Here is a 14,216-nt window from a genome sequence, read left to right as displayed (position 1 = left end):
TTTAGAACGGCAGTTTGAAGCCGGCTGGCATGCCGGCAGTCAGGCCCGACATTTTTTCTGCCGAGGTTGCTTCTGCCTTGCGGACCGCATCATTGAAAGCCGCAGCGACCAGATCTTCCAGCATGTCCTTGTCATCGGCCAGCACCGACGGGTCGATGGTGACGCGCTTGACCGCATTTTTGCAGGTCATCACCACTTTCACGAGGCCAGCGCCGGATTCGCCTTCGACTTCGATCAAAGCCAGTTGATCCTGGGCTTTTTTCATATTCTCCTGCATCGCTTGTGCTTGCTTCATCAAGCCTGCCAGTTGGCCTTTCATCATGGTATTGCTCCTGTTAAGTTAAATCAGTGTAGGTAAGTGTAGTAAATTTTGTACTTCGGTCACAGCTTGCCGCAATGCCGCTCCTCAAGTCAGCGGCTTGATCGATCCCGGCACTATCGTCGCACCGAATTCGCGCATCATGCTTTGAATGAAGGGATCGCTTTGCGCCGTCTGTTCGGCCAGGCGCTGACGCTCTGCCTGCTCTGCCTGCGCCTTGACGCTGGCGGTATGACGGACGCTGCCGATTTCGGTTTCGACCCGTACCGTGCGGCCAAAATGTTCAGTCAAAGCCGCTGCCAGTTTATCAACGCTACCCGCCGAACGCAGGGTATCCAGCGGAATCCGCAAATGCATCTGGACCGCTGCGCCGCTGCTATCGCAACTCAGCAACTCACTTTGCTGCGCCAGTTGATGCGCAACGCCACGTACCGGCAACGAAGCTGCCAGCACCGGCCAGTTGCCATCCCAGTTCAGCGCTGGATCCGGATGCAATTGTAGTGGCTCGGCCGGCAGCGGCTGCGGCTCAACCCTCAAAGCCGCGGCGGGCTTGGGTCCCGCTACCGGCGCCGGGGCTGACGGCGCATGCGTCTCAGTGCGCGTGTCAGTCCGCGCGTCATACGTCGATCCGGAAAAATCGTTGTCCGGCAAATCTATCGGGAGCGGGATATCCTCTTCCCACGGCGGCGCCGACGAAGCCGCCGCTGTCGCTCGCGGCGCGGGCATAGCCGCCGATTTGAGCTCTGGCTTACGCGCCTCAGGCTTGATTTCGGCAACTGCCGGCTTATTCGCCGCCACAGTTGCAGGCTGCGCCGCTGGCGCAGCCGCCGGGCGTTTGCCTGCGACACCGCCGCGCGCTGCTGCCAGCGCTGCCATGGCCGGGCTCAGCTTACCTTCTTGCCGCGCCACTGGGGCGCTGGTAGTGGCGGCCTGCGGCGCACTGCTCAACCGTGCTGCGGGTACCGACGCCGCTGGCGTAGTTGCAGCCGGTGCCTTGACCGCTGCAGGCGCTGGCGCGGAGGGACGCGCTGGCGCTGGCGGACGTGACTGCGCGGGCACTACCGCGAGACTGCCATCGGCTTGCGGCCGAAACGCCAGCATCCGCAACAGCGTCATCGAAAAACCAGCGTACTCGTCCGGCGCCAATCCCAGTTCATTGCGGCCATGCACCACGATTTGATAAAACAATTGAATTTCTTCGGCATCGAATGCCGCTGCCAGGCGGATCACGTCTTCGCGTTCCGGCAAGTCCTCCGGCAACGCTGCCGGCACGCTTTGCGCCAACGCGACCCGATGCAACAAAGTGCCGAGGTCTTGCAACGCGGCGCTGTACGACAGGCTGCGCGCCGCCATTTCATCGGCCACTGCCAGTAATCCAGCGCCGTCTTTCAGCGCCAGCGCATCCAGCACGCGGATCAGATACGACTGATCCAGCGCACCCAGCATTCCCTGCACCGCCTCCAGCGTGACCTTGCCGGCGGCGTACGCAATCGCCTGGTCGGTCAGCGACAAGGCGTCGCGCATGGAGCCATGCGCGCCCTGCGCCAGCAAGCGTAGCGCCGGTGTTTCGAATGCGATTTGTTCCTGTCCCAGAATATCGTCCAGGTGGCTGATGATATGCCCGGGCGGCATCTGCTTCAGATTGAATTGCAGACAACGCGACAATACCGTGACCGGGATTTTTTGCGGATCAGTGGTGGCCAGGATGAACTTGACATGCTCCGGCGGCTCTTCCAGCGTCTTCAACATCGAGTTGAACGCATGGTTGGTCAGCATGTGGACTTCATCGATCATGTAGACCTTGAAGCGGGCATTCGACGGTGCATACACCGCCTGCTCCAGCAACTGCGCCATTTCATCGACGCCGCGATTGGACGCGGCATCCATTTCAATGTAATCAACAAAACGCCCGGCATCGATCGCCACGCAAGCGTCGCACACGCCGCACGGCTGCGCGGTGATGCCGCCGTTGCCGTCAATGCCCTGACAATTCAGTGCCTTGGCGAGTATCCGCGACAGCGTAGTCTTGCCAACGCCGCGCGTGCCGGTGAACAGATAAGCATGATGCAAGCGCTGTTGCTCCAGCGCATGCGTCAACGCCCGCACGACGTGTTCCTGACCAACCAGCGTCTCGAAACTTCTGGGGCGATATTTACGGGCAAGGACTTGGTATGACATAGAGTTGCGGGCGCGCGGTGCTGGCTGTTAAATACAACCCGCATTTTACCTTAGAGGGAGTGCGCGGATGGTTTTTAAGACGCGCGGCCGAATCTGTTTCGGCACTCGAGCCTGTTGGACTGGTGCATCAGGCAAATTCGGTCTACGCTAACAGTACAAACATGCAACAGCAAGGCGGCCCGCCGGTCAGGAGATCCCAATGCCATCGCCAACGCATCAAGTCATTAATCAGGTACCCGCGCTAACCGATAATAATTTATACACCGGCGATCCGGTATTGACGGCCGGAGTGCAGCGGCTACAGGCCGGCTGGCACGCCGCCGGGCTGGAGCGCTACGGTGCCGAACTGGGCAGCAAGGAAGTCTGGGAGCTGGCCGAACTGGCAAATCGCCACGCGCCCGAGCTGCAACGCTACGACAGATCCGGAAATCGCATCGATGTGGTCGAATTTCATCCGGCCTGGCATACTTTGCTCGGCATGCTGCGCCGCGAGAACCTGCATGCACTGCCCTGGTCCGCCCCGCGGGCCGGCAGCCATGTGGCGCGTGCGGCCGGGTATTTTCTGCATGCGCAGGTCGAGGCCGGATCGCTATGCCCGACCACCATGACGTTTGCCTCGATTCCGGTGCTGCAACAGGAACCGGCGCTCTTCGCCGCTTTACAGGCCAAATTGTACGCATGCGAACACGATGGCCGCGACTTGCCGCTTGCGCAAAAAACGTCGATGCTGATCGGGATGGGCATGACCGAAAAGCAAGGCGGCTCCGACGTACGCTCCAACACCACGCTGGCGACACCGATACCGGGCGGCAACGGACGTGGCGCAGACTACACACTGACCGGCCACAAATGGTTTTTTTCCGCGCCGATGTCCGATGCGCACATGGTATTGGCACGCACCGAGATGGGACTGAGCTGCTTTTTTGTGCCGCGCTGGCGGCCGGACGGCAGCAAGAACACGATATTCATCCAAAGACTAAAGGACAAGCTGGGCAATCGTTCCAACTCCAGCAGCGAAGTCGAATTTGAAGACGCCTTCGGCATCATGGTGGGCGCCGAAGGCCGCGGCATCCCGACCATCATAGAAATGGCGAATCGCACCCGCCTCGATTGCGTCATCGGCAGCGCCGGCCTGATGCGGCAGGCGCTGGTGCAGGCGCTGCACCACACCCGTCATCGCAGCGCGTTCGGCAAGCTGCTGGCAGAACAGGCGCTCATGCAAAACGTCCTGGCCGATCTGGCGCTGGAAAGCGAAGCCACGACGTTGTTGATGCTGCAACTGGCCAGCGCCTTTGATGCATCCGGCGACCCCTTGCAACGCGCATGGCGACGTATCGTCACACCCGCCGCCAAATTCTGGATCTGCAAGCGCGCGCTGGAATTCACTGGCGAATGCATGGAAATCTGGGGCGGCAACGGTTACGTCGAAACCGGCCCAATGGCACGCCTCTATCGCGAAGCGCCGGTCAATTCAATCTGGGAGGGTTCCGGCAACGTCATGTGCCTGGATGTACTGCGGGCAATTGAGCGTGAACCGGAAGGATTTGGCTTGTTGCTGGAACAATTGAGCAAGGTCGCCGGCACGCATGCCGGCTTGGGCGTCATGTTCGACAGCCTGAAAAATGCGTTCGCTGCGCCAGCGGAACAGCGCGAAAGAATGGCCCGGCGTCTGGTCCAGAAACTGGTGCTGACGGTGCAAGCGGCATTGATGGTGCAACATGCGCCGCAGACAATTGCCGAAGCGTTTATCGGCAGTCGTTGCGAAGCCGAGGGCGGGCGCGTGTATGGGACTTTGGGGAGCGCGGCTGGCACGGATGTGCAGAAAGAGATTCTGCTACGCATATTGCAGTGAGTTGCATGGTATTGACACAATAGGCAACACGAAAAACGCCCTTGACCGAATCAATCCGTTCAAAAAAAATGCTCCGCAATCCGGAGCATTTTTTTGATTTCAGAAAATCCCGCCGCGCAACTCAATGACCGCTAAATAACTTCAAGATGCTGCCCTTCTCTTCTTCTTCCGGCGTCGCTGGCGTGCTGTCCTCATCGCTGCCATTGGCGATACCGCCACCCACGCCAAGCGAGGCAATGAAGCCGTTACCCGGCGTGAAATTATCGAAGAACAACTCGTTATTGATCGTGGTCACTCCCTCGGGCATCGGCATCTGCGTCTGCGGAACGCCGCGCAATGCATGCCCCATATAGCTGACCCAGATCGGCAACGCCAGTTGCGCGCCGAATTCGCGGCTACCCAGGGTCTTCGGCTGATCAAAGCCCATCCATGCTACGGCTACCAATGAATTTTGATACCCGGCAAACCAGCCGTCGAACGCGTCATTCGTGGTCCCGGTCTTACCGGCAAGATCGGTCCGGCCCAGCACATTGGTACCGGCGCCGGTGCCGCGCTGCGCCACCGTCTGCAGCAGACTGGTCATGACGTAGCTGTTGCGCGCATCCAGTACGCGCGTGGCATTCTGACCGACGACTTCGGGCTGCGCCCTTGACAGCACTGCGCCACGGGCATCGACGACTTCCGAGATCAGATACGGATTGACGCGGTAACCGCCATTTGCCAGCACGGCATACGCACCTGCCAGTTGCAACGGCGTGGTCTGTCCCGCGCCCAGTGCGGTCGGCAAGTAAGGCGGGATCTTGTCGCGATCGAAGCCGAAATGCGAAGTCACGAAATCCTGTGCGTATTGCACGCCGATGGCGTCCATCAAGCGCACCGTCACCAGATTCTTCGAACGCTGCAAACCGGTCCGCAACGGCATCGGACCGTCCGGCTGATCGTCGTCCTTCGGTTCCCAATTATCCTGCCCCGGAGCGCCGGGATAGGAGACTGGTGCATCGTTGACAATCGAGGCCGGGCCGAAGCCTTTTTCCAGTGCTGCCGAATAGATGAACGGCTTGAAGGACGATCCCGGCTGACGCCACGCCTGCGTGACGTGATTAAACTTGTTTTGATTGAAATCGAAGCCGCCGACCAGCGTCTTGATTGCGCCGGTTTGCGGCGTCAGTGCTACCAGCGTCGCTTCCACTGATGGCAGTTGGGTGATTTGCCAGCCTTTGGCCGCTCGGGTGAGGCGAATCACCGAACCAGGCTGAATCCGTATATTTTTTGCCGCTCTCGAACTCAAGCCCGCAGCGGCAAAACGCAAGCCGTCGCCGCTGATTTTGACCACAGTTTCATCACGCATCATCACCTGGACCTGCCTGGCATCTGCGCTCAGCACCACTGCCGGAACGATGTCGTCATTATCGGGCCTGTCCTGCAATGCGTCGCCGACGGCCTGTTCGCGCTCATCCGCATTCGATGGCAACTCAATCAACGCTTCCGGGCCGCGATAACCATGGCGGCGATCGTAATCCATCACGCCTTTGCGTACGGCCTCATAGCCGGCTTGCTGATCGGCCGCATTGAGCGTCGTGGTCACGCTCAAACCGCGGGTGTAAATCTCGTCCTTATACTGCGCGTACAACATTTGGCGGACCATTTCGATCGCATATTCCGCGTGCACGCTGTAGTTGTTACCCGTGGCCTTGACCTTGATATCTTCGGCCATTGCCTGCTCGTATTCCGGCTGTGTAATGAACTCCAGTTCACGCATGCGTTTCAGAATGTATTCCTGGCGAACGCGCGCGCGCTTCGGATTCACGACCGGGTTGTAAGCCGACGGGGCTTTCGGCAAACCGGCCAGCATTGCCGCCTGCGCCAACGTGACATCTTTCAAATCCTTGCCGAAATAGGCACGCGCTGCGGCAGCAAAACCAAACGAACGTTGTCCCAGAAAAATCTGGTTCATGTAGACCTCAAGAATCTGGTCCTTGGTCAACGCCGATTCAATTTTGTAGGCCAAAAGAATTTCATAGATTTTGCGCGAATAGGTCTTCTCGCTCGACAGGAATACATTCCGTGCGACCTGCATCGTGATCGTACTCGCCCCTTGCGAAGCGCCACCGTGCAGAATGTCGGTCCCTACCGCCCGCAGGATGCCAATCACGTCAATCCCGCCATGCTGATAAAAGCGGGCGTCTTCGATGGCCAATACGGCATTCTTCATGTTGGCCGGAATATCTCCCAACTTGACCAGGCTGCGGCGCTCTTCGCCGAATTCACCGATCAGCACATGGTCCGCAGTGTAAATACGCAGCGGTACCTTAGGCCGGTAATCGGTAATCGCCCCAAGATCCGGCAACTGCGGCTGCATCACCACCAAAGCGTACGCCACCAGCAAACCGCCAATCACGGCACCGGCCAGAATCACCCCGCCAATCGTGAATAACAGACCGTGCAGCAAGGTGCCGCCCTGTTTTTTTGGGATGCCCGAAAGGGACTTGGTCGTAGTCGATTTAACCAAGTCGGACTTGCCGGTTTGAGTGGTCAAACTTCTTTTACGTGGATTTGTTGTGAATAGCATAACAATATTGGATGGAAATAGCCCTGTATCCTACAACATGCAGCGCCAATGACCGCCAAATCGTCTGTAAGCAGAAGTAACTTTAGCAAAACAACATTAGGACTTACGCAAAATCAAGCCTTCAACAGCGCACGTATCATCTGATCGGTAGCGCTGGCTGCCGCTTGCGGCGATTCCAGTGGAAACAAATGACCGCCGGGAAGCATGCGCAAGTGGCGCCCGACCAAACGCCTGGTCGCCGCCATTCCGGCTTGCCGGCACTCGATCGAATCCACTCCGCCGATAAAACCGACCGGCACCGGATAACGTCGCCTTACTACGCGGCCAAAGTGATGCGGCAAGGTCCGATATACCGCCGTTTCGATTTCGCGCCGAAAACGCAAGGTCAGCTTGCCTTGCTGCCGCAACATGCCGTGTTCAATATAGTCGCGCAAGACTTCCTCCGGCCAGCCGGCGAATACCTGCTTGCTGGAAAAATGCTGATAGGCCGCGTCAGCATCCGGCCACTGATTGCGACGCTTCTCGGACCAGCGCGCAGGCGACAAGCGTCGATCGATCCGTAATGCTTTGGCCAGCCCTAATAAACCGGCGCGCCAACCCGCGATCACCGGTGTGTCGAGCAGCACCACGCAACGCACCAGATCGGGGCGCTGCTTGGCTGCCATCAAGGACAATGCCCCGCCCAGGGAATGGCCGACCAGAATCACCGGCTGCCGATAACGCGCCAGCAATTCATCGATCAATTCCTGCACCAGCGCAGGCCAGCCATCGGTCACCGGATATTTTGGATTATGCGCATGCATCTCCAGCGCGCCGACATCGTAATCCTTGCGCAACAAATCGAGAAAGCGGCGATACGTTCCCGACGGGAAGCTATTGCCGTGCGCAAAGTGCACAATTGGGCGTGCTGTTGTCTTCAGCGAGGTATCCTGCGATGTGTTCAATAAGGTCATTTGGTTTGTCTTTAGCAGCGCAGGCCGGTTTCAATGGAGCCTATTTAAAACCCAAAGCAGGCATTGCGACAAAGCAAATTTTAGAGCCGCCGCTCAACGACCGTACCAATAGCGCTTATGCTGCCGGCGGTATTCAGTCACATCCAGCTTGCTGCCAAAGCGCAAAAGTATCGCACCCGATTGATCGGTCCGGTAGCTTTCAATGCCTGATTGTTGATAGCGTTCCAGTACCTGCGCTTTCGGATGGCGGAAGCGGTTGCGATAGCCGACCTGAAACAGTGCCACACGCGGATCGACTTGTTGCAGGAATCCGATGCTTGAAGACGTCCCGCTGCCGTGATGGGGCGCGAGCAGCACCGTCGATTGCAACGCGCCCGCATGGCTCGCAATCAGTTGCTGCTCCTGGGCTTTCTCTATATCGCCCGGCAATAGGATCGAATATGCGCCGTTGGTAATTTTCAGCGTGCAACTCATGGCGTTCGCTTTGCCTTCATTGCGTTCGTAATTATCGGCGGCCGGAAACAACATATCGAATTGCACGCCATCCCAATTCCATGACTGGCCGTCCTGACAGCGAGTATGGCCCGGTGCGGCGGCCGCAATGCGATGATCTGGCGGCAACGACGAATACACACGATCTACCCCAATCGCCCCAAATATCGACAATGCACCGCCGGAATGATCGTTGTCCGAATGCGAGATCACCACGGTATCGAGCGCAGTGATGCCACGCGCCGTCAGGTAAGGCACCACGACCCGGCTGCCGCCATCTGATTCCGGCGAATAATAGGGGCCGGTGTCATACAGCAAGCGATGCCGGGAAGTTTCGATCAGCAACGCCATCCCCTGCCCCACATCAAAAGCGGTGACCAGCATTTCCCCTTCGGCCGGCCGCGTTGCAGACTGCAGCAACAGCGGCAGCCAACCGCACAACGCCAGCCAGCGTAACGGCCAACCGCGTGGCGCCAGCATCCAGATCGTGGCGACCAATGCCGTAACAAACATCCAGACCGGCGGCAGCGGCGCCTGCCAGACCGCCTGCGGAAAACTGCTTAACCACGCCAACACCGTGGCCAGCAATTCCACCAAGGCATGTGCACATAGCAGCAGCCAGACCGACAGCGGCGCCGGCAACACGCTGCCGATCAGCGCCAATGGCGTCACCACCAAGCCTATGAGCGGAATCGCGATCGCGTTCGCCAACGGACTCACCAGCGATATCTGCCCAAACAACAGCAGCGTCAGCGGCAGCAACCCCAGAGTCACCACATATTGGGTGTAAGCGCCGGTTTTTAGCGGCCCCAGCCAGGTTCTGAGCGGCCTTGCCGGCACCAGCGACGACGCATCGGCCGACAGTTTGCTGCGTCCTACGCTGGCATACAAAATCGTCCCGACCGCGCCGAACGACAACCAGAACCCGGGCCATAACACCGCCCAGGGATCGCGCAGCAACACCACAAGCAAAGCGACGCATAGCACATGGGAAACACTGGCAATGCGGCCTGTCCATAACGCCAGTGCGACCACCAATAACATATACAGTGTGCGCTGAGCCGGTATGCCAAAACCGGCCAGCAGTACGTACGACAGCGCCGTCGCCGCCCCCGCCAGCACTGCCGCCTTTTGTGCAGGGAGGCGTAGCGGCAGCGCGTTTCCGATAAAAAAGGAGCGGCGCCAGAACGCCGACATGATGCCCGCGAAAAGACCTGCAATCATCGTGATATGCAAACCGGATATGGAAATCAGATGCCCCACCCCAGTACGATTGAATATCTTCCAGTCGTTCTGATCGACTGCACGCTGGTCCCCGATGACCAATGCGATCAGCACGCCAGCATATTTTTTATCGGGCAACGCCGACAAAATACGGTGCCGCAACCAGCCACGCGCCGCCTCTACCAGATTTCCAAAACCGAAGACGAAGCGATCCAGTTGACGATTGTTCAATGATGCGGCCACGCCGGAAGACGATTTAGCGTCCGGGCGGACATAGCCGGTGGCCCGCAGATTCTGTTCCAGCAACCAGACTTCATAATCAAAGCCATGCGGATTCGCATTGCCGTGCGGCCGTTTCAACCGAACGTTCAGTTGCCAACGCGCCCCCGGCTCGACTTGTCCTACTTGCTGCAGCGCCTGACGATTGAATGGGCGATACCACGATAGCGCCAGGTTGGACGGAACCTGCGGCACTTCCCCATCTTGCGGCAACACTTTTTCGACCGCAAAATTAAAACGCACACCTTGCTCAAAATGCATCGGCAAACTAGCGATGGTGCCGATCACGGTGACGTCGCGGCCTTCCCACTTGATCGGCAATTCCTGTCGCAGATAATATTGCGCGTATAGCGCCGCCCAGCAAAAACCGAGCAATGCACCACATGCGGCCAGCGTCGACATTTTGCTCAAACGGTGCTTGAGTTTGTATGCGTAGACCGCTGCAAGGACCGCCAGAAGTAGCAAAATACCAAGTAAAAAAGGCGGCGGCAAGGCCGCTTGCATCTGCAGAAAAACAACGCCGGTCAGGAACCCAATGATGGCGCTACGCACGCCCCTTACCTGAGCAGCGCCAGCCGCGGCAGCGCTGTGCAGGCATTGGCAGAGGTCGCCTGCGCCAACTCTTCCAGTCCGATGCCGCGCAAATTTGCCAGTACCGCACCGATAAGAGGAATTTGCTGCGGCGCGTTTTTTTGCGGATGCAGCCATGCCGGGGACATATCCGGCGCATCGGTTTCCAGCACCAGCGCATCCAGAGGCAACTCCGCCGCCAGTCGGCGAATCTGCAGTGCCCGGGTAAATGTCATCGCACCGCCAAATCCCAGCTTGAAACCCAGCCCGATAAATGCCTCGGCTTGTTGAAAACTGCCATTGAAGGCGTGCGCAATACCGCCCTGCACCTTGATCCGGCGTAGATATTTCAGCAACGTATCCTGCGAACGCCTTACGTGCAGCAATACCGGCAAGCCGAATTCACGCGCCAGTTTCAATTGCTCGACGTAGAAATGTTCCTGCTTTTCGCGCAGCGGGCCTGTGCCCAGGCCGGGAATGAAGAAATCAAGACCGATTTCCCCAATCGCGACAAACAATGGATCGGCCATCGCGCGCGCGATGGCCTGCCGCAGCGCCAGTAGATCGGACTCTTCGGCCTGCGGCACATACATAGGGTGTATTCCAAGCGCGTATGTGCAATTCGCCTGCCGGGCGGCGATGCTGGCAACCGCGTCGAAGTTCGCGCGTGCAACCGCTGGTATCACTATCCACGCGACTTGCTGCTGTGCTGCCGCCTTGGCAAACTTGTCCTGCTCGCCGCCGAATTCGGCGGCATCGAGATGGCAGTGGGTATCGATCCACATGGGTGCGTCCTATTAGTCAGTCCAGTTGGATTGGCGAGATTGGCAGATTAATATCGTAGCATGCGGTAATATCCATCAACATCAGGCGCATCTAAGGATTGCACGTAAATTAAGCGCAAATTCGTTCGCCCTGATCTTTACCAGCAATCTTCATTCAATCCGGCACGCCAGCAGCATGCAATAGCCTGATAACATGCTGATCGAAGAAAAACTTGAACCGAATCAGATGGCCACAGCAGAACAATCATCCCAGCTAGCGGATAAAGAAACGCTCGCAAAAATGTTCGACCAACGCGAATATCGCAACGCGCTAGGGACGTTTACCACCGGCGTCACCATCATTACCGCCTGCGGCAAGAACATGCATGACATTGATGACAGAGAAAAATTCGTCGGCATTACCGCCAACAGTTTCAACTCGGTATCTCTCGACCCGCCGCTGGTGTTATGGAGTCTGGCGAAGTCATCGAGTAGCGCGCCGGTATTCGAGACGGCGGAATACTGGGCGGTGCATATCCTGTCGCACGATCAGGAAGTACTGGCGAATCGCTTCGCCAAGCGCGGCGTGGCTAAATTCGCCGGCCTTGAGACTGAAACGGGACTGGGCGGCGCACCACTGCTACCGGCCTGCACCACCCGCATGCAATGCAAAACGGCCTATCGCTACGATGGCGGCGATCACGTCATCATGGTCGGCGAAGTCATGCGCTTCGATCATTCCGACATACCGCCGCTGGTATATCAGCGCGGCAACTACGCCATCGCTACCCGCAAGGAACTGGCCGATGAAGCCGAAGCATTGATCAAGGCAACCACCGCCTCACGCAGCTTCGACGATAACTCGATGAGTCATTTGCTTGGCAGCGCTTACTTTCAGCTGTATGGAAAACTGCGGGAATATGGCGCGCAGCACGGTCTCAACGATACCGAATTTTTTGTACTCAACACGCTCGCCGCACGTGAAGGCCGCAGCCTTGAAGAACTGAACCGTTTGTTCGTCTACGCGGGTCATTCGCCGTTAATCAATGTGCTGGATGACATGAGCGCACGCGGCCTGTTGCAGGTCGTGGTAGACCGGGATGAAAACAACGGCAACGGCCTGTTTTACCTGACCGCGCTGGGGCATGAACTGGCGCAAAAGATCGCCGAGACGGGCCAGCAAATCGAGACCGAGATGATGGGAAAAATGGGAGCCGTCGACACCATCGCCCTGCGGACCTTGCTGCGGCGCTTCATTAATATGCCCGACGGGACACTCGAATTTGACGAGTGATCGTTGCATGTCCATGAATAAATATCAAGCAGCAGTCCGGTCAGTGGTCAGTGCTCAAGCGCCAATCTTGCCGCTTGCAGCACCTCGCCACTCGTCGCATCCTGGACGAACGCCACCACGCCAAACTGATCGGCCCGGACGTCGGCACCGATGCTGTCGAGGCTGATTTTTTCCTGAATCTGCGCCGCGCCATCCTTCAACGCGAACGGCCCGAGCCAGCGTCGCACCACATATTCGTGATGCAAGGTGACGCCGCCGTTTTCGCCGGCCGCCACGGTAGACACCAACTTGTTTTGGTAAACGGCGACATAGGCGTTATGGCTTTGTCTGGAAGCGCCGCGTAACCTGACGCTGGCTGACAGCGCATACGAGCGTGCTGCCCTCGATGACAACTTGATCGTGATATCGGCAGGCGATGCCTGCGCCGTAATATTCTGTATTGCAGCATCGACCGCACTGGCCGTACTCCAGCGTCTGAGTTCGCGCCCGCCGGCGAATACTTCCGGGGTATACACGACCTTGCTGTTGGCATACGCGGCCAGCTCTTGCTGGCGTAGCGTAAATTTGTGGTCGCCGAATCGGTCTTTCCACCCCAGCCCATCCCAATAATCGACATGCAAGGCCAGCGGCAGCAGCATGTCCGGACTGGTTTTGGCGCCTATCCTTGCCAGCCACTCGTCGGCTGGCGGACAACTGCTGCAGCCCTCGCTCGAGTAGAGCTCAACCAGAGCCACCCGGTTGGCCGGACTTTTTGCAGTGTAATCGGCACCCTGCGCCAGCGCTGTCAAGCCAGCCGAAAACGCTACCAACAGCGCGTATTTTGAAATTCCGTCAAGAATGTGCACGTGAAGCTCCCGGCTGATGATGATGATGTGCTTTGGTCGCTGTGCGCGCCGCTTCCTTACATCTAGCGTCCGGGTTGCACCGAAACAATGCTAAGGCGCCCGATAAAGATTAATCACATCCCGATCAACCCGAATCAGGTTTTGCCCGGCATCGACGACAAACTCGGCGCCGTTGAAAGACGGCCGGGTCAGCAGCAGAATCGCATCCGCAATTTCGGACAGTGGCGCAATGTAACCAAGCGGTGTTGAACGTTCGGACGAGTATTCGAAATCCGCCTGAGTCTGATCGCCGCTTGGCGCCATCAGCCCCGGATACAGCGCGTTGGCGCGCAGCACGGTGCCGCCGGAGAGCGCCAGCATGGAAGTCAGGTTCCCCAGCGCGGCCTTCGCCACGGTATAACTGAAATCATCGGGATGAAAATTGGCGCGTACTTTTTGGTCGACCACGTTCACCACGACGCCCTGCTGGCCGCGTTGTCGCGCCTGCTGGTAAAACGCCTGTGTCAGCAACAGTGGCGCGCGGCAATTGATTTGCCATGAACGCTCCAGATCCTCCAGCGTGAAGTCGGCCAGCGTGTCGGGGAAGAATATCGCCGCGCAATTGACCAGCACGTCCAGTCGCTCGAATCTGGCATAAGTCGCGAGAATCATCGCCGACAAGTCGGCCGGACTGGCCAGGTCGGCGCGCAAGGCGATCGCGCAATGACCGGCAGCTTCGATCGCGGCCACCGTCTCCAGCGCCTCCAGCTGCGAGTTGCCGTAATGCACCACCACGGCATAACCGGCGTGCGCAAAGCGCTCGGCAATCACACGACCGACGCGTTTGGCGGCGCCGGTAATAAGTACTACGGGTTGAGTCATGTCGATTTTTACAGGT

The 14,216-nt window shown here is 58.3% G+C and carries 10 protein-coding genes; 2 read left to right on the top strand and 8 right to left on the bottom strand.

Annotated elements, in window-relative coordinates; genetic code table 11:
• Position 1 precedes the first annotated feature (1 nt).
• Complete coding sequence (locus tag AC3CHX_RS06265; protein ID WP_488643218.1) at positions 2 to 322, bottom strand: YbaB/EbfC family nucleoid-associated protein; 321 nt, start codon at positions 320 to 322, stop codon at positions 2 to 4.
• Positions 323 to 406: 84 nt separating this feature from the next.
• Positions 407 to 2,497 carry a DNA polymerase III subunit gamma/tau gene (locus AC3CHX_RS06260; RefSeq protein WP_488643217.1) on the bottom strand — a complete coding sequence of 697 codons (2,091 nt, stop codon included), beginning with the start codon at positions 2,495 to 2,497 and terminating at the stop codon, positions 407 to 409.
• A gap of 199 nt (positions 2,498 to 2,696) precedes the next feature.
• Between AC3CHX_RS06260 and AC3CHX_RS06255 the strand changes: the two genes are divergently transcribed.
• Positions 2,697 to 4,349 (top strand): isovaleryl-CoA dehydrogenase, encoded by a 1,653-nt coding sequence (locus AC3CHX_RS06255; RefSeq protein WP_488643216.1) that lies wholly within the window; start codon positions 2,697 to 2,699, stop codon positions 4,347 to 4,349.
• A gap of 121 nt (positions 4,350 to 4,470) precedes the next feature.
• Here AC3CHX_RS06255 and AC3CHX_RS06250 read toward each other — a convergent pair whose 3' ends face one another.
• From AC3CHX_RS06250 to AC3CHX_RS06235, 4 genes are all read right to left on the bottom strand, one after another.
• Entirely contained in the window at positions 4,471 to 6,885 is a 2,415-nt protein-coding gene (locus AC3CHX_RS06250; protein ID WP_488643215.1) for a penicillin-binding protein 1A, read from the bottom strand.
• A 146-nt stretch (positions 6,886 to 7,031) separates the two neighbouring features.
• The gene (locus AC3CHX_RS06245; RefSeq protein ID WP_488643214.1) at positions 7,032 to 7,871 is read right to left on the bottom strand and encodes an alpha/beta fold hydrolase; all 840 of its coding nucleotides are present in this window, start codon (positions 7,869 to 7,871) and stop codon (positions 7,032 to 7,034) included.
• A 93-nt stretch (positions 7,872 to 7,964) separates the two neighbouring features.
• Positions 7,965 to 10,418 (bottom strand): DNA internalization-related competence protein ComEC/Rec2, encoded by a 2,454-nt coding sequence (locus AC3CHX_RS06240; protein ID WP_488643213.1) that lies wholly within the window; start codon positions 10,416 to 10,418, stop codon positions 7,965 to 7,967.
• Positions 10,419 to 10,423: 5 nt separating this feature from the next.
• Positions 10,424 to 11,221: a TatD family hydrolase gene (locus tag AC3CHX_RS06235; protein ID WP_488643212.1), complete on the bottom strand. Its 798-nt coding sequence runs from the start codon at positions 11,219 to 11,221 to the stop codon at positions 10,424 to 10,426.
• Positions 11,222 to 11,414: 193 nt separating this feature from the next.
• Here AC3CHX_RS06235 and AC3CHX_RS06230 point away from each other — a divergent pair, with 193 nt between their 5' ends.
• On the top strand, positions 11,415 to 12,494 hold the full coding sequence (locus AC3CHX_RS06230) for a flavin reductase (RefSeq protein ID WP_488643211.1): 1,080 nt from the start codon (positions 11,415 to 11,417) through the stop codon (positions 12,492 to 12,494).
• A gap of 47 nt (positions 12,495 to 12,541) precedes the next feature.
• On the opposite strand, the gene AC3CHX_RS06225 is transcribed toward AC3CHX_RS06230, so the two are convergent.
• Together AC3CHX_RS06225 and AC3CHX_RS06220 are read right to left on the bottom strand one after the other, a co-directional pair.
• A complete protein-coding gene (locus AC3CHX_RS06225) occupies positions 12,542 to 13,339 on the bottom strand; it encodes a DUF1223 domain-containing protein (RefSeq protein WP_488643210.1) in 798 nt (265 codons plus the stop codon).
• Between the two features lie 90 nt (positions 13,340 to 13,429).
• On the bottom strand, positions 13,430 to 14,200 hold the full coding sequence (locus AC3CHX_RS06220) for an SDR family oxidoreductase (RefSeq protein ID WP_488643209.1): 771 nt from the start codon (positions 14,198 to 14,200) through the stop codon (positions 13,430 to 13,432).
• Positions 14,201 to 14,216 lie beyond the last annotated feature (16 nt).

The sequence above is a fragment of the Glaciimonas sp. OK215 genome, from assembly GCF_057787885.1.
This window is presented reverse-complemented; position numbering and strand designations above follow the sequence as displayed.